Origin of the sequence: Neobacillus jeddahensis, from assembly GCF_000612625.1 — a bacterium.
In the GTDB taxonomy this organism is placed as follows: domain Bacteria; phylum Bacillota; class Bacilli; order Bacillales; family Cytobacillaceae; genus Neobacillus; species Neobacillus jeddahensis.
Map to the genome: position 1 here is coordinate 14,905 of NZ_CCAS010000041.1, position 22,108 is coordinate 37,012.

Here is a 22,108-nt window from a genome sequence, read left to right on the forward strand (position 1 = left end):
TTCATTTTCGACTTATTTTTCGAGGTTCGCAAGCTGAGCTTGAATCACATTCCAATCAATATTTTCACCGATAAAAACAAGGTTTAAGGGAATATTCATATCTTCCTTCATGTATAAAGGCATCCCATAGGAAAATTGAAATAAAAAGGGCTGTTGCGAATAGTCAAACCTAATATAGCCTTTTATTCGGTAAATCGTATCAGGTAACCCTTTCAAAAATTCCTCAAATGCTTCATGGTTAATAGCTTTTTTAAATTGATAGACAAAAGTGGTTAAATTTAAATGGATATGCTGTGATTTTTTCTCAAGTGATATGGAAAGATTTCTTAGTTGGGAAATAGACACGTGAGAATAATTTGTTAACAAACAGATTGCATTTGGATTTATTGCTTGAATTTCAAACGTGATCCTAGCTTGTTCACTATCGGCTAGTTGGTCCATTTTATTAACGATAATGAAGTCGGCATGCTTGACCTGCTCAAGAATTAACTGTTGTAGCTGCGGGGTTAATAATTTTCTCTCGTTCCATCTTGTCCCATCTACCGTTGTGATAATTCCTTTTATATCAAGTTGATCAGCAAACAGAGGGGAAAGGATAGCATCCAATACTTCCACGGGATGGGCCGCTCCAGTTGTCTCAATATAGATGACCTCTGGTTGTTCTATTGCTAATAACCCTTGAAGCTGAGCTTCAAGCTTGTCCTGAATCGAGCAACAGATACAGCCACCTAATAGTTCTTTTAGGGAAACATCATCATTAACCACATTGGAGTCAATCGAAACCTTCCCAAGCTCGTTCATCATAACAGCTACTTTTCTACTGACACGACGTTCATCCTCTAACAATCGTTTTAATAGAGTAGTTTTTCCACTCCCTAAAAATCCAGATAAAATATAAACTTCTGTTCTTTTCATGACATTTCCTCTCTTGTACTATTATGACTCGTATAGTAGTTGAACCCGACTCCTACCGGAATCGGGTTCATGGATTATTTCATTCTTCCCTTTAATACTTCTACAGCCTTTTGCAGTTGCGTATCATTCGTTTTAATTTTCTCACGTAATACATCCATTAGTTTGAGCGTCGTATTACCTTTTAGCACTCCATCTGCTGTAAGGTTTTGTGAAGTCTGAAATTTAACAACCGCTTCTTTTGTTTTTTCATCAAAAAATCCATCATCACGGCCTGGGTCAAAGCCAATTGCTTTTAGCATTTTTTGCGCTGTTTGCACTTCTGTGGATGAAGTAGATACTGCTAATTCTTTATCTGGATCAATAATCGGTAATGTAGCATATTCAGGAAGGGCAACCTCTACATCCGGAACAATACCTTTTTTATGAATCCAATTCCCCTTTGGTGTTAACCATTTTGCAATGGTATATTTGAGGTTTGAACCGTCTTTAAAATCAGCAGCGGTTTGAACAGTTCCTTTACCGAAGGACTTCTCACCAACAAGTGGAACCCCCGCTGATTCTTTAACTGCAGCAGCGAAAATTTCTGATGCACTTGCACTACCCTTATCAATTAAAACAACTAGAGGAAAATCAGGATTGCCATCATTTTGAGAAGCAATTTCTTGGATTTTTCCGTTTCTATCCTCTTCTTTAACAATAATTTTCCCTTTAGGTACAAACATGCTTGTAATACTTACCGCTTGGTCTAATAGCCCACCTGGATTTTGGCGCAAATCTAAGACAAGACCTTTCATACCCTTTTGATGTAAATCGTTCAATGTTTTTTCTAATTCTTTGGCCGTATTACTAGAAAAACTTGTAATTTGAACTTTAGCAATTGAATCGTCTACCATTTCACCATATACCGTTTCAATCGGAATCGTATCACGAACAAGTGGCACTGTCATTGGGGCATCTGTGCCAGGTCGTTGAATCGTTAAAACGACCTTTGTTCCTTTCTTACCTCTAATCATTGTTACAGCTTCAGTCGAATTCTTTCCTTGCAAGCTTTTTCCGTCAACTGATACGACCATGTCATTCGGTTTTAAACCGGCCTTTTCAGCTGGCGATCCTTTTATTGGTGAAACAATAATAATGTGCCCATCCTTCTCTTGGATTTCGGCACCAATTCCTTCAAAGGAAGATGAGATACTGCTATGGAAGCTTTCTGCTTCTTCGTTACTCATATAATCGGAATACGGGTCATCTAATGATTCCACCATTCCATCAATCGCACCATTAATGAGTTTTTTCTGATTTACATCTTTGTAAAAGCCATTTTTCAAAGTGTCAAATGCTTCATATAGTTTATTGAATTCTGCTCTATTCGGAGCAACAGTCACCACTTTTTCTTTCCCAAAAGCTAAGGCAAACGTAGTAATCCCCGCAGATAGAAATACAAGAAAAAATAACAGCATGATAAAGTGAAACTTTTTCATTCGGATAAAATTGGATTTATTTTCGGTTCCTTGTTCTTGATCTTTGGTTCCTTCCTCAACCTTTGTTTGTTCAGCATTATTTTCTTCCAAAGCCTTCACCACTTTCATTCACCATAAAAATAAGAAAAGATTAGCAACAAAACAGCTAGATTTTTCCAAATTTTCAGAAGCTATTTTTAAATACTTTAAATTGAAACCCTTAGTGATTAGAATAACATTTTTTTTATAAAATTAACAAAGAAAAGCTAATGAAAAATAATTAGTTTGGCTTGTAAACACACCTTTTCATTGAAAAAGGCACCTACCTACAGGTAGTGCCTCGTAAAACAAGCATCGTAGCCTTAATCTTCCAACGCCTCATCAACTTAGAAAGAAACCCTCTTATTTATATTTTAACTCGCTTCAAACGGAGGGAATTAGTAACCACTGAAACAGAACTAAAAGCCATGGCTGCCCCAGCTACCCAGGGAGCCAATAAACCGAGGGCAGCAATTGGGATCCCACCTGAATTGTAGATGAGAGCCCAAAACAGATTTTGACGGATATTTTGCATGGTTTTTTTACTTAACGCAATAGCCTTCGGAATTAAAGTGAGCTCTCCGCCTAGAATGGTAATGTCGGCAGCTTCAATCGCCACATCAGTCCCAGTGCCAATTGCTATCCCAATATCAGCGACAGCAAGGGCTGGTGCATCATTGATTCCATCCCCCACCATCGCCACTTTATAACCTTTCCGTTGTAGTTCTCTTACATGATTTGCTTTTTCCTCTGGTAAAACTTCTGCAATAACATGTTTTATACCCACTTGATTGGCAATTGCTTTCGCAGTTCGAACATTATCACCAGTAAGCATATATACCTCAATACCTAACTCTGATAACTGCTGGATAGCCACTTTTGCCAAATCTTTAACTGTGTCGGCTACAGCCACCAACCCCATAATCGTAGAATTTATAGTAATATACATAGCCGTTTTTCCTTCGGTTTCAAACCGTAACAGGTCTTTTTCCATTTCAGCATATGCAATACTTTTTAAATCCATGAGCTTTCGAGTACCAATATAGACTTCATCCTCACCTATTTTCGCTTCAATTCCATAGCCTGGTATGGCCTTAAACCGTTTGACAGGTAGTGTACTAGACCTTTTTTCCATCCCATACCTAACGATCGCTTCTGCAAGTGGATGCTCTGAAGACTTCTCAGCTGAAACAAGGTATTGGAGCACTTTTTTCTCATCCTGATAGGCAATAAAATCTGTTACAATCGGTTTACCTTTTGTAATTGTACCTGTTTTATCAAGTACTATAGCATTAATTTTGTGAGTCGTCTCCAAATGTTCTCCACCTTTAAAAAGAATCCCCAATTCTGCTCCTTTTCCAGTGCCAACCATAATGGATGTAGGAGTAGCTAGCCCTAGTGAACACGGACAAGCAATAACAAGAACAGCAATCGCCGTTTCTAATGAGGACGGAAAATCACCCGGACTTACAAATAAATACCAAATTAAAAATGTAAGGACGGAAATGACAACAACTACAGGGACAAAGTAACCGGAAATAGTATCGGCAAGGCGTTGAATGGGGGCTTTACTTCCCTGTGCTTCCTCGACAATTTTAATTATTCCCGCAAGTGTCGTATCCTTCCCTACCTTTGTCGCTTTCATGGTCATGGTACCATTTTTGTTAATGGTTGATCCAATCAACATGTCTCCAACCGTTTTTTCCACCGGTATAGATTCACCAGTTATCATTGATTCATCCACAAATGATTGTCCTAATATAATTTCGCCATCAACGGGAATCTTTTCCCCAGGCTTGACAAGTAATCGATCTGCCACTTTCACTTCTTCAATCGGGATTTGAAGCTCTAATCCTTCCCGAACGATGGTTGCTTCCTTTGCCTGTAGGCTTAGCAATTTGGAAATGGCAAGCGTCGTCCTTCCTTTTGCGACCGTTTCAAATAACTTACCTAATAAGATTAACGTAATCAGGACAGCGCTTGTTTCAAAATAAAGATGCGGCATGTAAAAAGGGGTTCCAATCGTTTTTACCCCCTCAGCAAGACTATAGAAATACGCTGCCGAGGTGCCTAATGCCACAAGAACATCCATATTCGCACTTTTGTTTTTGAGAGCCTTAAAGGCACCGATATAAAATGGACCACCAATATAAAACTGGACTGGGGTGGCTAATAAAAATTGAAACCAAGGATTCATTAATAAATGGGGCATCGGTAGTCCTATTTCAACAGGTAAATGGGCAAGCATCGTATACAACAGTGGGAGCGATAAAATAACAGAAAGAAGAAATTTTTGCTTTTTCTGTTTAACTTCCTCTTCTTTATATTGTTGTTTCGTTTCTCTTGCTGCCATTACATTTGCATCATAGCCAATTTTAATAATTCTTTCGATAATTCCTTCAACTGTTACTTCACCGGGATTATAATCAACGATTGCAGATTCTGTTGCTAAATTTACAGTGGCTTTCTCCACTCCATCCATTTTAGTTAGAACTTTCTCAATTCTAGTAGAGCAAGCAGCGCAGGTCATTCCGGTTATATCCAATTTGAGCTGTTCTTCCATTTCATTCACCACTCTCCCCCGGGCCCTTTGAAAACCGATAGAATTATTAGTTTTTCCTACCTTTATCCGCCTTTTCTCGTTGAAGATGGTCTCACCCTTATTAACTTTTATTTCTTACATTCTAATTCTCTTTCTTCCAGCAAAGTTCCTTTAAAATACAAAGAAAAACCTCTTCCTAGTGGAAGAGGCAGTCATCATTATTCTTTGATCGCAGCTTCTAACGCGACTTCAATCATGTCATTAAAAGTCAATTGTCTTTCTTCAGCTGTTGTTTCTTCCCCTGTTAGGATATGGTCACTTACAGTTAAAACAGATAACGCATTTCGGTTAAATTTTGCTGCTAACGTATAAAGAGCGGTTGTTTCCATTTCAATCGCTAGGATTTGATATTTCGCCCATTTCTCAAGATCTGCATTATCGTTATAAAAAGAATCAGCAGTGAAAATATTTCCGACTTTTAAATTTAGACCTTTAGCTACACCAGCATCATAGGCTTTTCTCAGTAAATCAAAGTTAGCTGTTGGTGCAAAATCAACATGGCCAAAAGTTAAACGGTTCATATTTGAATCTGTGGAACTCGTCATGGCTAAAATAACGTCACGAACCTTTACATCTTTTTGAATGGCTCCACAAGTACCAACACGAATTAAGTTTTGAACATGGTAGCTTTGCATTAATTCATTCACATAGATGGAAATGGACGGAACCCCCATCCCTGTTCCTTGGACAGAGATTCTTTTTCCCTTATACGTTCCAGTGTAACCAAACATATTACGAACTTCGTTATAACATTGTGCATCTTCTAAGAATGTTTCAGCAATATATTTTGCGCGAAGCGGGTCACCTGGAAGTAATACCGTCTCCGCAATTTCATTTTCTTTGGCGCCAATATGTACACTCATTTCATTAACCTCCAATCAAAAGTAAGTACTGGAATAACCCGTACCATAGACACTATATCATAAACGGTTTTTATTGAAAACGTATCGCAAAATTGACATGATTTTTTTATATTGTGGAAAGCTATACTTAGCATCCAAAGGAGGGATTTAACGTGGGTAAAAAACATAGAAGTCGTATTAATGGACAGAAGAAAAATAATCACATTCCTGCTGAAGCGATAGTAGCTGAACATGAAGCACACGCAAAAGAGCATAATGCCTCTGGCGGAAGAAAAAGTTGAATATCAGCAAAAATTAAACCTAAGGGTATTCCTTAGGTTTTTCGTCATTCTTTTAGCGAAGGATGATTCGATTTATTGGCGTCCACCCCCCTGGTTTTAATTGATAGTAATATTGACCACTACGTCCTTGGTCAATTAAGATAATATCACCAGTCGAAAGGAACCTCCCATTATAATTTAGTGGCAGTCTGTCTTTTACATTAAAGCGACTAAATGTTTCCTGCAAACATTGTTCGCGGCTATTCGCAGGTATTGTAGTCCGATATACCTCTTTATAACCTCTATATTCCCGGTACTTTGGAGTTTGAAAGATCGTCACATCAAATGGAATATTTGCCTTTTTGGTTAACATTTTGATCATCATATCACTCCAATCAATAGAATTAATTATCTATTCTAATAATTGGCGATAATAGTGGTCAAATCCTCCCTAAAATCTTTTCTAATTTTGTCGAATTCCATTTTTTTATCAAGTTTAGCTATTTCTTGTGAGAATTTAGCGAATTTGTTCCTGCCCAAAAGGATTTTTTTAATACCCTCAGATCTTTTACATAAAAAAACAATAGAGCCACTTAGGACACTATTGTTTGCCATCGTTAAGAATATCTTTGGATTACATGTTGAATCTTTTGTTGTAAAAATGGTATATCTGTGTTTGTAACGGTAAGTCGTACATTTGTTTCATCAGCACCCAATGCTTCTGAGAACAATCCAGACAGACCTCTTGCACGTCGGTCAACTTGGAACATAATATCTAGCGTGCCATTTCCAGCAGGGAAGAAAATAACTTCTAATTCATCTAATCTGCCACGGTACGGACCAGATGCTGGGACAAACTCAAATTCTTGAACAAAAGGTAACCTTCCACGTAATCGGCGTGGTGCTTCTTCGCAATCTGCTTCGCGAATTCTAAAGCCTAAGTTATCTACCGCACTAAAGACCGCAGACATTAACGGATTGGGGATAACCTTCAGATAATCTTTATCACTTGGATCCACGCCGCCTTTTATATCTAATCCTGTTGTCACCCAAATTTTTGAGCGGCCAATTGAAAGGGGTGTATCAAACGGAAGTTGAAATGAAAATGGAATTTCCTTATTTTCATTCGGTCTAATGCTGAACGGTGTTGTAAGGCGAAACCGTTCAACAGTGGCATTTACTGTATATTTCCGATCATCAGATTCTCTTAAATACGTTGTATTTAAAGCAAGATAAATCTCATCGATCTGCTGTTCAATCTTCCCTCCTCGGATGACAACTACTCCTTGAACAGTCTCTCCTGGCATGAACGTATCCTTCTCGAGCTTTGTATCAACTGCTGCAGCACCAATTCCAACGCTTGCAAATACTTTGTTAAAAAACGACATCTATTTTCCCCCTAAACCTTGTATATTTTTTTAATATCCGCTCTTATTTGCGTACAATGTTCATATGCAGGTTCAATTTGTAATAGTCTTTTAATAATCTGTTTGGCCTCACTAGAAATATTTAATTCTTCGCTCCAACTCTTCTCTTCTTCATATTTATCAAAAGAGTAATTAGAATATAACAGGAATAAAAGGAAATGACCAAGACCATAGAAATCCGCTCGTTGGCTGCCTTCTCTACGTATATCCCAATCATTTGCCGCTCTCACATTTTTTTCTCCCCTGAGGTGCACTGCCAAACCTAAGTCAATCAGTCTAATTTTTGATCCTTCTAATAAAACGTTAGGAATGCGAATATCTCTATGAATGATGTTCTGACTATGCAAGTATTCAATGTACTGTAGTAAATCATCCATTATCTTAAATGCTTCTATTTCTGATATTTTTCTTCCTTCCGAAAATATCAATTGTTCGAAGGTCTTACCATCGATGAATTCCATTGTAAAAAAAGGAATATTTTTATAGATCCCATCTTCAAAATATTTCGGAAATCCTGGATGGTCAATCGAAGATAATAGTTTTTTTTCTAACGCAAAACCCTTCCTTCCTGCAGGAGTGATGCGCTTATGCAGCCTTAATACTTTTAACACTTTTTTCTGACTCGTCAGCAAATCAAAAACTAAGTAACTATGTCCATAGCTTCCCATCCCGATATGTTTTATTACCTTGTAATGGCCGGCAATAATTTCATCATTCATAAATGGCCTTTCAATTAAATTAGAAAGAAGTAAAGAAAACCTCTTTAACATTTATGAATACCTATTAGCTACTAAAAAAACTGGACATAAAACTTCCGCTTTTATGTTTCTTTTTATAATGATGATGTCCGAGATGGCTGTGTTTATGGTGATTTGTTTTCTTCCAGTGATCACTTGAAGATCCATATTTATGATGTTTTATTGAATTACTTTTCATAATGGATTTAAGGATTTTTTTTAACATCCAAATACCTCCCTACAATTCATATACATATATACGCAGTAAATCCATTTAGGTTTCGCCATATCAAAATAAAATTAGGCAAACAAAAAGCGAGCATGAATGCTCGTCTCTTAACTTGATTTATCATGAACGATGAAAATGGTCTCTTCATAATCAATTAATTGTTAATCATCCTGTACCTCTTCATCGATAATGCTTTTTTCAATTAAATATTCGAAAGTTATATCAGCAAGTTCTTCTAATTCTTCTTCACTAGGAACGTATCCCCTTTTTACAAGCTCATGAAAGAAAAATTCGGCAATCTCTTCTGTATCGATAAATACTTCAATTTCTCTCATAGCATCGCCCCCTTTTTAGAGAATGTATGATGTACATGACTTTTTCATGCAAGTTACTTTGGAATGCAGTTATTTAATTGATAAAAAAACGCAACCTTTGAATAAATTCGAATAGTACGACGTCTTTTTTTATTTGGACAAGCATAAGATGTAAAAAAACTCTATGAGGTGATGAAATGACAAATAAATTTGAGGCATTTATTGAAGATGTAAACAGCGAGGATAGTCGTACTCTTCAAATAATAGAAAAGGTAACAGACACTATGTTTTTACTCGTTAAATGGGCAGGGATTCCATTTGTTTTGTATTTATTTTTTGTCATTTCAAGATGGTAACTTTAAACGTGACTTTTACCATCATTTCTTCCCAAACTTTCTAATTTTCGCAGAATTACTCGCATCACTTGATAATATTCAGGATCTTGAAACATTTCATATAAAATTCGATAATCATTAAAAATATCTAATAGATGATCAATTAATTCCTTTTTTTCTTTTTTTCGTTCGATTTCTTCAAATTCTGCTTTTCTCACCATACTTTGAAGTTTAGGTTTTTTCTCAATCTGTTCCTGCTTATTAACTAAGTATAAAAGACCTAATTTTTGGATGAAGATATCGGCACTTTCAGCATCGGCTACAAGTGTCATTTCCTCTTCCCCCGCTTCAAGCCACTCCCCATCACTAACTCGCGAGAGCTCATAAATAACGTCTTCCCATGCATCCTCTTTGTAGCGCCAAATTTCTGTTCGAAAACCGACCACTTTAAATAAATCTGCACCATAACCGCTGACTTGAACTAAGTCACCGAAAAAAAACTTATATTCAATATCAATTTGTTCTTGCTCCATCACTGTGCCATCATAGTCTGAGAGCAATTGTAAGGCCTCTTCAATATAGAGTCCTTCACTCTTATTCACTTCATATACATAATTAGCATCTAACCATTTTACATCTGTTATTTTGCCGACAGTACCATAAATTGTAATCACGACCGTATCGCCAATCTTATACTTCGGTTTTTTCCTTTTGACCATGTCCTCCCATCCTCTCAATTGATTAGTCGTGAATTGATTACCATAGTATATGCGAGGTCATGTATATGGGGCACGTCTATTCTAATAAAAGCGCATGTACCCATTTAGGAAAGATTACATTGAATCATCACGAGCCTCAATTCGCTATTACATAAAAAAAATCGCCCATAAAAAGGCGATGTACTCAAATATTTAGGTTCATCTTTCTGACATACTATATTCCTGCCAGGCTTCATCAAAAACAATCATGGAAGGCAGATATTGTCCATTTAGTTCTAGATACGTACTAAGTTCTTGGTAATCTTCAGATGTCTTCGGGAACGCGTGATCCAAAAATGCATCATTCGCAAATGAACTGATGGCATCCTTCGGAGCAGGGTGTCTGTATTTCATTAAAAAGTGATAAAATGATTTCCTCATACCTAAGCGCCTTTCTGATCCAATTTCGATTCTCCTAATTTCTATGAATTACTATAACGGATTCAATGAGTATCGTCCAGTTTCTATATCTATGAATTCTGCATTCGAAAAAGGAACAGACCTATCTTTGACGGCATTAGGATGAACAATCGAAATAATTCCTTTTCAGTAATTTGGGCATTTTCATTAAGGCTGCAAAGGTAATGACAGTTTCAATTTGCTTACAATCAATTAAAAACAATTGATTCTCTATTTCTTTAATCAGAAGTTCACTCTGATACACCATATTGCAATCGGGGCAGCGATGTGTAGGGGTTCCAATTATTTCAATTGCCCGTGTGCCATCCGGTAATTCCCAATAAACAGAAGCCTCGATCTCTTCAACATTCGATTTGTCGCACCATTCACATACCAGTTTCACTATACTTCCCTCCTATTCCTTCGTCGGACTTGTTGAATTGTGACCATCCTTTGAATCGTGGTCCCCTTTTTCTTTTTCAGACAATGCCTTATATTTTTTATCCTTTAATTCATCTCGTTTACCTCGTTTATCCTTCAATGAGGTATGGGTTGGATCTTGATTGTATTGCTGGCGTCGATTTAACCTTGTTAATCCTTCCGGCACTAAATTGAAATGTTGGTCATTCATAATTCCAGCAATACCGGCATGCGACATTTTCTCCTTCATATCAGGATAAACCTCTTGAAAATAGCCTTCTGCTCTTCCAGGGTTATAGTTTTCTGGTTCAGGATAGGAGGTGATTACACCTTCAAAATTTCGTAGAACTACCTTTTCTGGACTTTGTGAAATTAAATAATTGGGCTGCAACGCAATTTTGCCACCGCCGCCAGGGGCATCCACCACAAAAGTTGGTACCGCATAGCCGCTCGTATGTCCGCGCAACCCTTCAATGATTTCAAGACCTTTGGAAACAGGGGCTCGGAAATGGCCAATCCCTTCTGAAAGATCACATTGATAAATATAATATGGACGGACACGAATTTTTACGAGATCATGCATGAGTCGTTTCATGATCGGAACACTGTCATTAATACCTGCCAGAATGACAGATTGATTCCCCACTGGCACTCCAGCATTGGCCAGCATTTCACAGGCCCTTTTTGAATCCTCGGTAATCTCGATTGAAGTATTAAAGTGAGTATTCAACCAAATTGGGTGATATTTTTTTAAAATATTACACAGGTTTTCGGTAATGCGTTGTGGAAAGACAACAGGTGCCCTTGTCCCGATGCGTATAATTTCGACATGATCAATTTCTCGAAGATTTTTTAGGATATATTCTAAGATATTGTCATTAATTAACAATCCATCCCCACCAGAAATTAACACATCGCGAACCTCAGGGGTTTGCCTGATATAGGAGATGGCCGCATCAAGCTGTTTCTTTGGAACTCCCATGCCAATTTGGCCAGAAAAACGCCTTCTTGTACAATAACGGCAGTACATCGAGCATTGGTTCGTGACTAGGAAAAGTACCCTGTCAGGGTAACGATGAGTCAAACCAGGGCTTGGCGAATCCTCATCTTCAAACAAGGGGTCTTCCAAGTCGTATTTCGTTTTATATATTTCTTTTGAAATCGGTACGGACTGCATCCGAATCGGGCAGCGTGGGTCATCTGGATTCATTAGGGAGGCATAATATGGAGTAATATTTAATGGTATGGTTTTTGTAGAAATCCTTACTCCCTCTTCTTCATCAGGTGTTAAGTTAATCACCTTTTTTAAATCGTCCAAAGTCCTGATCGTATTCGTTAATTGCCAAAGCCAATCATTCCACTGTTCATCAGTCACTTCTTTCCAAAGCTCAATATCCTTCCAATATCTTTGTGGTTTATATAAAAATGATTTCATTGTACGTTCCCCCTATCTAGCTTTACTAAATTACATGCAAGTATTGTGCCAAAATTCAATAATGAGATCTAATTGTTTGTGGGGCTTACAACCTTGCTCCCAGTACACTTTAGCCTAATTTTGCTGGAATTGGGGGGTCTTTTTCTCTTTTTAAATTGAAAAAGACGCCGATTATTCGGCGCCTTAATTGAGTATTTTTTTAAGCTTATATTGCAATGTTTGTCTTGGTATTTCTAATATCTTTGCAGCTTGGTTAATATTCCCTTCACTTTGATGTAGGGCATTTAAGATGAGTTGTTTCTCAACTTTTGCGAGATGCTCCTTTAGGGATAAATCTTCAAGTGGAACCTCACTCTCCTCTGACGGAGTTGGATATTTCCTCAGCATGATAGGTAAATCTTCCATCCTCAGCCGTTCTCCTTCACCAACATTCATCATATATTCAATCGTATGTTTTAATTCTCGAACATTGCCAGGCCATTGATAATCAAGGAAAAATAGCTCCAGCATCTTTTCGATACTATTTATGTCCTTATTGAGTTTTTTATTAAACTCTTGAATGAAGTAATCGGTTAAAAATAATATATCATCTTTCCGATCTCGTAACGGTAGGAGGGAAAAGGTAAATACATTCAACCGATAATATAGATCATTGCGAAGTTTTTGGTCTTGCAATGCCATTGTTGGGTGCACATTCATCGCAGTGATCACCCTTACGTTCACGGAAATATTTTGTGTGCTCCCGACTCTGCGCACCATGCCGTCCTCTAATACTCTTAACAACTTGGCCTGTAGCTCTATTGGCATCGTATGTAGTTCGTCGAGGAAAAGTGTACCACCATCTGCAAGTTCAAATAGTCCTTTACGATCTACCGCTCCAGTGTAGCTCCCTTTTGCGGTGCCAAAAAGTATGCTTTCTAGGAGGGTTTCTGGAATAGCGGCGCAGTTCTGAGCAATAAACGCACCACCCGAACGGAGCGATTCATGATGGATACCCTGGACAAATAATTCCTTGCCTGTCCCTGACTCCCCATAAACAAGTATAGGAGAATCAGATTTTGCCAGTTTCCTAGCCTCGGTGATCGTATTTAAAAAATCAGGATTCACCGTCTTTATATCACTTAAGATATAGCGTACTTGCTTCAATCCCTTTTTGTTCTTGCCTTTATGAAAGCTTTTTTGTAAATCTAAGAGTCGCTCCGCAAGCAGCTTCATTCGGGAATAATCTTTGGCAATTTCAACGGCACCGATGATATCTTCTCCCAGAAAAATAGGAAGAGTGGTATTAATAGTGTCAATCCTCACTCCATGGACATTTACATAAACCTGTGTTTGATTAAAGATTGGTTTGCCCGTTTTCATAACCTTTAACAAGGTGCTCGACTCTTCTGTAAGCGAAGGGAAGGCGTCAATTAAATGCTTACCCAACACTTCCTTCACATTCATGCCATCATGTTTGGCAGCAACTTCATTATAAAAAATAGTTTTTCCGTCTGTATTGACCACATGAATCCCCTCATCAATACTCTTAAGAATGGCTGTAAGTACTTCTTGCGTTAAAGCAATTAATTGGACCACGTCCTTTCCCTCCCTTCATTAACAGGTGATACTGCCACTGCCGAAAAACTGGCACTTATGTGCTTAAATTTTAGCAATTTGCCAGATTCTTTACCCACATATTCATATTTTCAAGTTTGTCATAAATATAACAATTATTCATTAGTCGTCCCCGGTACGAATAACCAAGTTGGAATAAAACGGCGTTCATTCCAAAGGATAATGCTCTTGCAATCGAATAGGCACAAAAGATACCTGATCGCTTCAGTTCCTGTTCAAGCTCCTGTAAGATAATTTTCATCAATCCATATTTCCGATGTTCGGTTAAGGTTGCGCAGTCCGTTAATTCTGCATTCTTATAAAAGCCATTGATTTCCGCAGAGGCCGCGCTGACAATTTTCCCTTGATAAAAAAAGACGTAATAAACTGTTCCTTCCCTCATTGACTTTTTAACATAGTCAGGATCATGCAAGGGAGTTGGATAGATTTGAAAAACCTGTTTGTACAATGCCGAGAGCTCTTCAGCACAGCTTTCATCTGCCTTCTTTAATGTATATTCCTTCGGTGGCGTCATTTTTTCCTTGGTCGTATTTAATTGATAAATACTATGAATAATTCCGTCTTCGGTAACCCAGTGATCGTTCTGCTTACGATCTGGGGTATAAAATTTCGAGAAAAAATGAGCATCTGATCCAAGAAAAAATCGATCCACCACAGCTTCTGGCTGAAGGCCTGCTTCCATAAACGTAAAATAATCCTCACTGCGCCCCTTAATGATTAGCTTTTCGGCATGATGCTTTTGCACAAGTTCCTCGGCTTTTTCAAGCAATAAGTTTATATTTCCACGATAATCTTCCACCCTAATTCGTTTATTAAACGGATCTAAATACACTTCAAGGAAATAGTTACTTTCCTCAATCATCAATGTTGATGCTGACTCATTCATACACGTCACTCCCAGACAATTTACTCATCCTTTAATGTACCACTTCTAGTTGAAAAAAGTCTGGCCTAAGAATTGAGCCAGACTTTTTTATAACTCTTATTAAAACTAATAAACTTTAGTTTGGTCATTTCCTCTATTATAACAATCTTTAAATCGTTATAATTCTATTTATCTATTTCGCACCATTTTAATAATGTTAATGCAATAATTTCACTTGCCGCAAACATATCCTCAAGAATGATATGCTCATTTGCATCGTGTGCTGTTTCCGTAATTCCAGGTCCAAACACAACGACAGGTGTATTTCCTACTGTTGAAAGAATCCCTCCGTCTGTCCCCCATGGACTAGCTTCGATCACAGGACCATCTCCCTTAACTACCTCAAAACTTTTGATCAGTTCATTCATTAAGGGATGGTCACTGTTAATGCTTCCAGGCTGCCATCTGCCACCGAACCATTCAAGTTTGAGCGGATATTTGCGGAACCATTCTTCCTGATTGCTCAGTTCTTCCAGACAGCTCTCCATTTCAAGCTGTGCTGACTTAATCGTTTCCTCTGGCGACACTCCCATTCTTCCTTCAATAATAGCGGTGTCAGGCACCGAAGAAGGCCATTCTCCACTTGAGATTTTGCCAATATTGATCGGTATTGGGATTGGGATTTTTTTGAAGAGAGGATCGGTAATCCTGGCATTTCGAACTTTCTCTAATTGTTGTAATTTGTTAATGACAAGGAGTGACTTTTCAATGGCACTTACTCCTTCGTATCTTGTTCCTCCATGGGCTGCTTTCCCAGTGACGGTAACTCTAAACCACATCGACCCCTGTTGTTTAGGGAAAATCTTCATATTCGTTGGTTCAGGAATGATCGCACCATCCGCCTTGTACCCTCGAAGTACAGCGGCAAGTGTACCAGCTCCGCCACTTTCTTCTTCAATTACACTTTGAAAAATAACATCACCTTTTAGCTTAATCCCATTCGCAATGATCGATTCAATCGCCATTAAAAGGGCAACATTTCCCCCCTTCATATCTGTTGCGCCTCTTCCATATAGTTTCCCACACTCAATCAGTCCGCTAAATGGATCATGGTTCCAGCTCGAGGAATCTCCAACGGGAACAACATCGATATGGCCATTTAATATAATGGACCTTCCATCACCTGAACCTTTAAGGACAGCAACCAAATTTGGATTTCCCTCGAAACCTTTACGGTCACAACAATAGGCGGGGTGGCTTCTTAACTCAGCCTCGTCAATTTCCCAAATATCCAGTAATAGCCCAAGCTGGCGGCATTTTTCAATCACGATTGCTTGTGTGCTGCTTTCATTTTCTCTCGTACTGTTTTCTCGGACTAGTATTTGTAAAAATCTTGCTGCTCGAGCCCGATTATCCTTTAGCCATTGCATAACTTGTAACTCATATTTATTCAAATGCTCCACACCTCCTGGAAAATTATTGCTAGTATGGGATTTCTCGAACTGTTTCACTGATCAAAAATTGACACCCTGTTTTATTAATGACATTTTTAATTTCAAAAGGGGCAAATAATTCTGTTAACAACAAGCCCTTTTCTGTTACCTTAAAAACAGCTAATTCAGTTACAATAAGATCCACACAGGCCTTAGTGGTCAATGGTAATGAGCAGGATGAGACAATTTTGGAATTGCCATGTTTATCGCAATGATTCATCACTACAATTACTTTTTTCGCTTTTTGGGCTAGCTCCATAGCCCCCCCCATTCCCGGGACCTTTTTCCCCGGAACAATCCAATTAGCAAGATCACCATTCTCGCTAACCTGCAATGAGCCTAATATCGTCATATCGACTCTTCCCCTGCGAATCATCCCGAAGGAAATTGCGCTGTCACAATAAGAGCCACCACTCATTAAGGTGACAGGATATCCTCCAGCATTACACAAATTTTCATCCTCTTCTCCATCAGCCGGACTGGGTCCCATCCCGGTAATTCCATTTTCCGCGTGAAACATCACTCTCATGTTTTTTTGTAAATAATTTGGTACAAGTGAAGGAATACCGATACCGAGGTTTACAACCATTCCATTTTGAATCTCCTCCGCAGCCCTCCTTGCCATTTGATTACGAGTGACTACTCCCAAGCCCATTTCCAATTCACCCCTTTTGATAGAATGATATAATCCACGAACACTCCAGGCGTAATGATTTCATCTGGGGCAAGGCTGCCTATTGGTACGATTTCATCTACTTCCGCTATCGTGGTCTTCCCTGCCATCGCAACCAGTGGATTGGTATTTCGGGCACTTTTGTCATAAATTAAATTGCCATACTCATCCGCTTTTTTTGCATAAACGATCGAAACATCTGCCGTTAAGGCCGTTTCGACGAGATATTTTTTACCATCCAGAATATAAACGGGTTTGTCTTTCGAAACCATTTCACTATCCAACCCAATATCAGATAGGATCGCAGGAATACCCACTCCTCCTGCGCGAATCCGTTCTGCCAATATCCCCTGCGGTACAAACTCTACTTCAAGTTTACCTTCATGCATGAACTGACCTGCAAAAGGATTTGAACCGATATGTGAAGCAATGACCTTCTTGACTAAACCCCGGCTGACTAATTTGCCGATGCCAATCTCAGGAAAACCAGTATCATTGCCAATCAACGTAATATTGCCAACTTCCTTTTCCAAAATACCATCAATGATTGTTGGTGGTGACCCTACTCCACCAAACCCACCAAACATTAATGACATTCCTTCATAGAACAAGTCCAAAACGGTTTCGATGGATGTCATTTTCCCGAATGGATTTTCCATTAGATTTCACCAACCGTTCCTGTCTGCTTCTGACTCAAAAAAGCAGCAAATGTGTCCTTTAAAAGGTTAACTAGCTGTTCAATTTCACGTTTGGTTATCGTTAATGGCGGTGAGATGATAATCGCATCCCCATTCACCCCATCAATCCCAGCACCTGCTGGGTAGACGAGAAGTCCTTTTTCCTTAGCGAGAGCTACTATTTTGGGAGTAATCCTTGCATTGCGGGGAAATGGTTTTTTCGTGCTTCGCACCTCAACAAATTCAATCCCTAGTAACAACCCCTTACCTCGAACCTCACCGATAAATGGAAATATGCCACTCAATTTTTCCAGTTGGTTTTTCAAATAGACACCTTTGCACTCTACTTCTTTGATAATCTCGTTTTTTTCCAAATAGTCAAGAACAGCTAAGGAGACTGCACAGGATTGCGGATTAGCACTTAAGGTATGGCCGCTCATTATCGACTTTGAACCCGCCAATATCGGCTCCATTATCTTTTCACTTGCAACTGCGGCAGCTATAGGCGCATATCCCGCTCCCATCCCTTTTCCTAATGCAACAATGTCGGGCACAACTCCCCATTGTTCGCATGCAAGCATGGTCCCCGTTCGCCCAAACCCTGTCATAACCTCATCTGCAATTAAGAGAATATCGTTGTTATCACAAATTTCCTTTATGATTTTAAAATATTCCTTCGGTGGAGCAATCGCCCCTCCAGCCGCACCAATAATGGGTTCTGCTATAAAGGCAGCAATATGCTCTGCTCCAATCCGCTTGATGGCTGTATCGAGCTCCCGGGCACACAAATGACCACAGGATGGCGCTTCTAGTCCATAAGGACACCTGTAACAATAAGGTGGATTAATGGCAGGGAGTTCCTCCAAGAGGGGAACAAATCGCGATCGTCTACTAGGATGCCCTGACATCGAAAGCGCTCCCATTGTAATACCATGGTAACTAACCCATCTCGATAATACTTTTGTCTTCGTTTGTATCCCTTTTTCTTGCCAATATTGAATCGCCATCTTCATCGCTGTTTCCGTAGCCTCAGAACCACTATTAACAAAAAAACTCCAATTAAGCTCACCAGGCATCAGCTCAGCAATTTTTTGAGCTAGCTTTTCAGCTGCCTCACTTGTAAATTGCGATCGATACACAAATGAGACCTTTTTCGCTTGCTCCTGCATGGCATCAATTATTTCTTTAACACCATGGCCAATATTAGCAGTAACGGCTCCCGATGCGGCGTCAAGATATTTTTTTCCTTCAATATCAACTAAATAAACCCCTTTGCCGTAATCTATGACTGGATATACTTCATCGAGCATTGGCTTAATGAGAAATGAATTTTCCACAATAACACCACTTTCCTTTTAGATCAAACAAAAACACCGTTATTAGCCTATACTTCATTGTATGAAGGGATTTTTCATTCTATCATCCCATTTGAAAAGGTAATGACAAAGATAAAAAAAATTCCTCGATAACCACACTTTTACTTTTAGGAGTTGTTATTATAGAATTACTGTTAGATTATAGAAGGAAAGGGTCATATGATCACAATAAAAAAAATTCAATTGAAATCAAAAGAACTATCCACCATACAGCTAATTGTTATTTTTTATTTTTCTGCCTTACTTGTTTCAACGATTTTGTTAAAAATCCCTTTAGCGCATCGTGACGGAGTTTCACTTAGTTTCCTTGACGCCATGTTTACATCTGCTAGCGCCATTAGTGTGACGGGACTTAGTATTATTTCAATTAAAGATACCTTCAGTAACTTTGGCATTTTTCTTTTATGTTTGATCCTGCAATTAGGTGGACTTGGGGTCATGTCTTTAAGTACATTTCTTTGGATCATGCTTGGTAAAAAAGTGGGGTTAAAAGAAAGACAGCTGATTATGATTGATCAAAATCAATCCAGCCTTGCTGGGTTAGTGCAGTTGGCAAAACGGATTCTCATCATTTTTGTTACCTTTGAATTAATCGGGGGTATCATTTTAGGATTCTGCTTCATGAATTATTTCGCAAGTCCCTTGTCGGCATTTAAACATGGATTCTTCGCTTCCATTAGCGCAACAACGAATGCTGGATTTGATATTACTGGCGATTCACTAAGTCCTTTTCATAAAGACTACTTGGTTCAAACCGTTATTATCATCTTAATGATTGTTGGAGCAATCGGCTTTCCGGTTATGGTCGAGGTATATGAATTCTTTTTAAGTTTAAAACAAAAGAAAAAGTTTCATTTTACCTTGTTTACTAAATTAACGACGGTAACATTTGTTTTCCTTACTATTATTGGGGCATTATGTATTTACCTCTTGGATAGTCAACACTTTTTTTTCAATAAACCATGGCATGAATCCTTTTTTTATTCTTTTTTCCATTCAGCAACAACGAAAAGTGCGGGATTAACGACCATGAATATTAATGATCTAACTGCTAGTAACCAACTATTTCTGTCCATTTTGATGTTTATTGGTGGCTCCCCAAGCAGTGCGAGCGGCGGCATCCGGACCACAACCTTTGCTATTGTTATTTTAGCCATCTTTTTTTATGCTCAAGGAAAAAGCTCCATCAAAATATTTAGACGAGAACTTTATAGTGAAGATGTACTGAAATCATTTATTGTCCTGACAACAGCTGCCTTTCTTTGTTTAAGTTCGATTATCATTTTATCAATAACAGAACATGGGACGATCATAGAGGTTATTTTCGAAGTTTCTTCTGCGTTTGGTACAAATGGATTATCAATGGGCTTGACGCCAAGACTCACAACATTTGGTAAGATATTGATCATCATCTTAATGTTTATTGGAAGAGTCGGCATTGTTACGTGCTTGCTGATCTTACGAGGAAAAGGCAGTAAAGAGAAATTTAACTATCCAAAGGAAAAAGTAACAATTGGTTAAATACAAAATGGAAGAGGGACTCACAAAGAGTCCCTCTTCCTCATATTAACGTCAAAACCTGCAAAGACGGGATTAAGCTAAAACCGTTTCCTTTTCAAGTGTTTTTGTTGTTTTTTCAATGATATCTCTTGCAATCCAAACACCACAGGCACTTGCTTGAGCAAGTCCACGGGTAACTCCTGCTCCGTCCCCTCCAACATAGAGACCGCTGATTTCCGTTTCAAAACGATCGTTCAACTTCGGTCGTGCCGAATAGAATTTTGCTTCGACTCCATAGAATAAGGTGTGTTCTGATGCTAAACCTGGTGTCACCTCGTTCAAGGCCTCTGTCATTTCAATTAAGCTTTTCAATGTATTATACGGTAACACTAAGCCAAGATCGCCTGGTACTGCTTCCTTTAATGTTGGTTCTAGGAAACCTTCCTTAATCCTTTTTTCCGTAGATCTTCTACCTTTTAAAATGTCGCCATACTTCTGAACAATTAGTCCTCCATTAGATAGGCTGTTTGCAAGACGAGAAATTTCGTGTGCATACTCATTTGGTTTATCAAACGGATCGGAAAAAGTATGTGAAACTAGTAAGGCAAAATTCGTATTTGGACTTCCGAGCTTTGGATCCTTGTATGCATGACCGTTCGCTAGCATGATGCCAGAATGATTTTCCACAACCACATGTCCTGATGGGTTGCTACAGAAGGTTCGAACCGTTGTACCAACAGATGTATTGAAGATAAATTTCCCCTCATACAAATGTTCATTTATTTCCTGCATGACAATATTGGAGGTCTCGACACGAACCCCGATATCAACTTGATTATTAATCATACGTAATCTACGAGATTTCAACAGATCAGAAAGCCATTTAGAGCCGTCTCTTCCCGGGGTGATTACCACTTTATCAGCATAAATGGACTCACCATTTTTCAACTTAATCCCTTTCATTGTGTGGCCATCATTTGTCTTTTCAGTGATTAAATCTTCCACTTCTGTCTTAAAGGACATGTCAATCTTTGTCCGTAAATATTCGTAAATACTTTTCATAATTTCAAGGTTTTGTTCAGTGCCAAGATGGCGGACTTGTGCACGCAAGAGCTTTAAACCTGCAGCGTACCCGCGTCGTTCGATGTCTCTTACCTGAGCTGTTAAAGGATCTGTAATGCTGTTGGTTGCACCGTGTTGTAAATTGATTTCATCCACATAGCGGATTAAATCCACAACCTGTGAGTCCGATAAGTAGTCCGTCATCCAACCACCAAATTCACTGGTGATATTAAATTTACCATCTGAATAGGCACCTGCACCACCAAAACCATTGGTGATCGAACAAGCCGGCAGACATCCGGCAAATTCTTTTCTTCCTACTGCAGGAGGGCATTTTTCAATTTTCTTTTGCAAAATAGGGCAATTTCTCCGATATATATCATGTCCTTTATCCACTAACAGCACCTTTGCATTCGGCATTTTTAGCGTAAGTTCATAGCAGGTAAATATCCCTGCAGGACCTGCACCCACTACTATTACATCATATCTCGTATTCATTGTCCCATACCTCCAAAGTCGTTTTCCTCAACATTTGTAAATATAACAGATGTTTCTACTACAGTCAACACTAAATACGAACTATTTATTTTAAAAGCACAATATTGTTCGGTTTTTAACTAGATGTCAGAATAAATATTCAAATGTTTATTCAAAA

At 38.6% G+C, this 22,108-nt stretch carries 22 protein-coding genes; 3 read left to right on the plus strand and 19 right to left on the minus strand.

Features of this window, described 5'->3' with window-relative positions:
• Positions 1–12: 12 nt before the first annotated feature.
• From TY15_RS16215 to deoD, 4 genes are all read right to left on the minus strand, one after another.
• Complete coding sequence (locus TY15_RS16215) at positions 13–915, minus strand: CobW family GTP-binding protein (RefSeq protein ID WP_040208613.1); 903 nt, start codon at positions 913–915, stop codon at positions 13–15.
• Between the two features lie 74 nt (positions 916–989).
• Positions 990–2,393: a lmo1851 family serine protease gene (locus TY15_RS16220; protein WP_455326437.1), complete on the minus strand. Its 1,404-nt coding sequence runs from the start codon at positions 2,391–2,393 to the stop codon at positions 990–992.
• A 385-nt stretch (positions 2,394–2,778) separates the two neighbouring features.
• Positions 2,779–4,974, minus strand: coding sequence for a heavy metal translocating P-type ATPase (locus TY15_RS16225; protein ID WP_040208781.1), 2,196 nt, complete (start codon positions 4,972–4,974; stop codon positions 2,779–2,781).
• A 197-nt stretch (positions 4,975–5,171) separates the two neighbouring features.
• Entirely contained in the window at positions 5,172–5,876 is a 705-nt protein-coding gene (deoD, locus tag TY15_RS16230; RefSeq protein WP_040208610.1) for a purine-nucleoside phosphorylase, read from the minus strand.
• Between the two features lie 152 nt (positions 5,877–6,028).
• Here deoD and TY15_RS25195 point away from each other — a divergent pair, with 152 nt between their 5' ends.
• Positions 6,029–6,157: a hypothetical protein gene (locus TY15_RS25195; RefSeq protein ID WP_096911902.1), complete on the plus strand. Its 129-nt coding sequence runs from the start codon at positions 6,029–6,031 to the stop codon at positions 6,155–6,157.
• Between the two features lie 52 nt (positions 6,158–6,209).
• On the opposite strand, the gene TY15_RS16235 is transcribed toward TY15_RS25195, so the two are convergent.
• The 4 genes from TY15_RS16235 to TY15_RS23740 form a co-directional block, all read right to left on the minus strand.
• Positions 6,210–6,518, minus strand: a complete 309-nt coding sequence (locus TY15_RS16235) for a YodL domain-containing protein (protein WP_040208609.1) — start codon at positions 6,516–6,518, stop codon at positions 6,210–6,212.
• Positions 6,519–6,753: 235 nt separating this feature from the next.
• Complete coding sequence (locus TY15_RS16245) at positions 6,754–7,524, minus strand: sporulation protein (RefSeq protein ID WP_040208607.1); 771 nt, start codon at positions 7,522–7,524, stop codon at positions 6,754–6,756.
• An 11-nt stretch (positions 7,525–7,535) separates the two neighbouring features.
• A complete protein-coding gene (locus TY15_RS16250) occupies positions 7,536–8,282 on the minus strand; it encodes a protein kinase domain-containing protein (RefSeq protein WP_187373554.1) in 747 nt (248 codons plus the stop codon).
• A gap of 408 nt (positions 8,283–8,690) precedes the next feature.
• Positions 8,691–8,864, minus strand: coding sequence for a YozD family protein (locus tag TY15_RS23740; RefSeq protein ID WP_074432829.1), 174 nt, complete (start codon positions 8,862–8,864; stop codon positions 8,691–8,693).
• A gap of 176 nt (positions 8,865–9,040) precedes the next feature.
• Between TY15_RS23740 and TY15_RS24370 the strand changes: the two genes are divergently transcribed.
• Positions 9,041–9,199: a hypothetical protein gene (locus TY15_RS24370; RefSeq protein ID WP_157042268.1), complete on the plus strand. Its 159-nt coding sequence runs from the start codon at positions 9,041–9,043 to the stop codon at positions 9,197–9,199.
• A gap of 2 nt (positions 9,200–9,201) precedes the next feature.
• Here TY15_RS24370 and TY15_RS16260 read toward each other — a convergent pair whose 3' ends face one another.
• The 10 genes from TY15_RS16260 to TY15_RS16305 form a co-directional block, all read right to left on the minus strand.
• The gene (locus TY15_RS16260; protein WP_040208603.1) at positions 9,202–9,897 is read right to left on the minus strand and encodes a hypothetical protein; all 696 of its coding nucleotides are present in this window, start codon (positions 9,895–9,897) and stop codon (positions 9,202–9,204) included.
• A 198-nt stretch (positions 9,898–10,095) separates the two neighbouring features.
• A complete protein-coding gene (locus TY15_RS16265) occupies positions 10,096–10,317 on the minus strand; it encodes a YozE family protein (protein ID WP_040208601.1) in 222 nt (73 codons plus the stop codon).
• Positions 10,318–10,453: 136 nt separating this feature from the next.
• The gene (locus TY15_RS16270; RefSeq protein WP_040208599.1) at positions 10,454–10,738 is read right to left on the minus strand and encodes a YokU family protein; all 285 of its coding nucleotides are present in this window, start codon (positions 10,736–10,738) and stop codon (positions 10,454–10,456) included.
• Positions 10,739–10,750: 12 nt separating this feature from the next.
• On the minus strand, positions 10,751–12,190 hold the full coding sequence (gene kamA / locus TY15_RS16275; RefSeq protein ID WP_040208597.1) for a lysine 2,3-aminomutase: 1,440 nt from the start codon (positions 12,188–12,190) through the stop codon (positions 10,751–10,753).
• A gap of 183 nt (positions 12,191–12,373) precedes the next feature.
• Positions 12,374–13,768 carry a sigma-54 interaction domain-containing protein gene (locus TY15_RS16280; protein ID WP_040208595.1) on the minus strand — a complete coding sequence of 465 codons (1,395 nt, stop codon included), beginning with the start codon at positions 13,766–13,768 and terminating at the stop codon, positions 12,374–12,376.
• A 70-nt stretch (positions 13,769–13,838) separates the two neighbouring features.
• On the minus strand, positions 13,839–14,693 hold the full coding sequence (gene ablB / locus TY15_RS16285) for a putative beta-lysine N-acetyltransferase (RefSeq protein WP_040208593.1): 855 nt from the start codon (positions 14,691–14,693) through the stop codon (positions 13,839–13,841).
• A 164-nt stretch (positions 14,694–14,857) separates the two neighbouring features.
• A complete protein-coding gene (locus TY15_RS16290; protein ID WP_040208591.1) occupies positions 14,858–16,126 on the minus strand; it encodes a peptidase in 1,269 nt (422 codons plus the stop codon).
• Positions 16,127–16,154: 28 nt separating this feature from the next.
• Positions 16,155–16,820 carry a 3-oxoacid CoA-transferase subunit B gene (locus tag TY15_RS16295; RefSeq protein ID WP_040208590.1) on the minus strand — a complete coding sequence of 222 codons (666 nt, stop codon included), beginning with the start codon at positions 16,818–16,820 and terminating at the stop codon, positions 16,155–16,157.
• Entirely contained in the window at positions 16,805–17,497 is a 693-nt protein-coding gene (locus tag TY15_RS16300) for a CoA transferase subunit A (RefSeq protein ID WP_040208588.1), read from the minus strand. Before TY15_RS16300 ends, TY15_RS16295 begins: the two co-directional genes overlap by 16 nt.
• Positions 17,497–18,852 (minus strand): aspartate aminotransferase family protein, encoded by a 1,356-nt coding sequence (locus TY15_RS16305; RefSeq protein WP_040208586.1) that lies wholly within the window; start codon positions 18,850–18,852, stop codon positions 17,497–17,499. The genes TY15_RS16300 and TY15_RS16305 overlap by 1 nt, the downstream gene beginning before the upstream one ends.
• A gap of 207 nt (positions 18,853–19,059) precedes the next feature.
• Between TY15_RS16305 and TY15_RS16310 the strand changes: the two genes are divergently transcribed.
• Positions 19,060–20,412, plus strand: a complete 1,353-nt coding sequence (locus TY15_RS16310; protein ID WP_392391433.1) for a TrkH family potassium uptake protein — start codon at positions 19,060–19,062, stop codon at positions 20,410–20,412.
• Between the two features lie 72 nt (positions 20,413–20,484).
• Here the strand turns inward: TY15_RS16310 and TY15_RS16315 are convergent, their stop codons facing one another.
• Entirely contained in the window at positions 20,485–21,951 is a 1,467-nt protein-coding gene (locus TY15_RS16315) for an NAD(P)/FAD-dependent oxidoreductase (RefSeq protein WP_040208584.1), read from the minus strand.
• Positions 21,952–22,108: the final 157 nt, after the last annotated feature.

Excerpts from the sequence above, each read along its gene's own strand:
- TY15_RS16215 (WP_040208613.1), bottom strand. The coding sequence starts at position 915 with ATGAAAAGAACAGAAGTTTATATTTTATCTGGATTTTTAGGGAGTGGA.
- TY15_RS16220 (WP_455326437.1), bottom strand. The coding sequence starts at position 2,393 with ATGAAAAAGTTTCACTTTATCATGCTGTTATTTTTTCTTGTATTTCTA.
- TY15_RS16225 (WP_040208781.1), bottom strand. The coding sequence starts at position 4,974 with ATGGAAGAACAGCTCAAATTGGATATAACCGGAATGACCTGCGCTGCT.
- deoD (WP_040208610.1), bottom strand. The coding sequence starts at position 5,876 with ATGAGTGTACATATTGGCGCCAAAGAAAATGAAATTGCGGAGACGGTA.
- TY15_RS16235 (WP_040208609.1), bottom strand. The coding sequence starts at position 6,518 with ATGATCAAAATGTTAACCAAAAAGGCAAATATTCCATTTGATGTGACG.
- TY15_RS16245 (WP_040208607.1), bottom strand. The coding sequence starts at position 7,524 with ATGTCGTTTTTTAACAAAGTATTTGCAAGCGTTGGAATTGGTGCTGCA.
- TY15_RS16250 (WP_187373554.1), bottom strand. The coding sequence starts at position 8,282 with ATGAATGATGAAATTATTGCCGGCCATTACAAGGTAATAAAACATATC.
- TY15_RS23740 (WP_074432829.1), bottom strand. The coding sequence starts at position 8,864 with ATGAGAGAAATTGAAGTATTTATCGATACAGAAGAGATTGCCGAATTT.
- TY15_RS24370 (WP_157042268.1), top strand. The coding sequence starts at position 9,041 with ATGACAAATAAATTTGAGGCATTTATTGAAGATGTAAACAGCGAGGAT.
- TY15_RS16260 (WP_040208603.1), bottom strand. The coding sequence starts at position 9,897 with ATGGTCAAAAGGAAAAAACCGAAGTATAAGATTGGCGATACGGTCGTG.
- TY15_RS16265 (WP_040208601.1), bottom strand. The coding sequence starts at position 10,317 with ATGAGGAAATCATTTTATCACTTTTTAATGAAATACAGACACCCTGCT.
- kamA (WP_040208597.1), bottom strand. The coding sequence starts at position 12,190 with ATGAAATCATTTTTATATAAACCACAAAGATATTGGAAGGATATTGAG.
- ablB (WP_040208593.1), bottom strand. The coding sequence starts at position 14,693 with ATGAATGAGTCAGCATCAACATTGATGATTGAGGAAAGTAACTATTTC.
- TY15_RS16295 (WP_040208590.1), bottom strand. The coding sequence starts at position 16,820 with ATGGGCTTGGGAGTAGTCACTCGTAATCAAATGGCAAGGAGGGCTGCG.
- TY15_RS16300 (WP_040208588.1), bottom strand. The coding sequence starts at position 17,497 with ATGGAAAATCCATTCGGGAAAATGACATCCATCGAAACCGTTTTGGAC.
- TY15_RS16315 (WP_040208584.1), bottom strand. The coding sequence starts at position 21,951 with ATGAATACGAGATATGATGTAATAGTAGTGGGTGCAGGTCCTGCAGGG.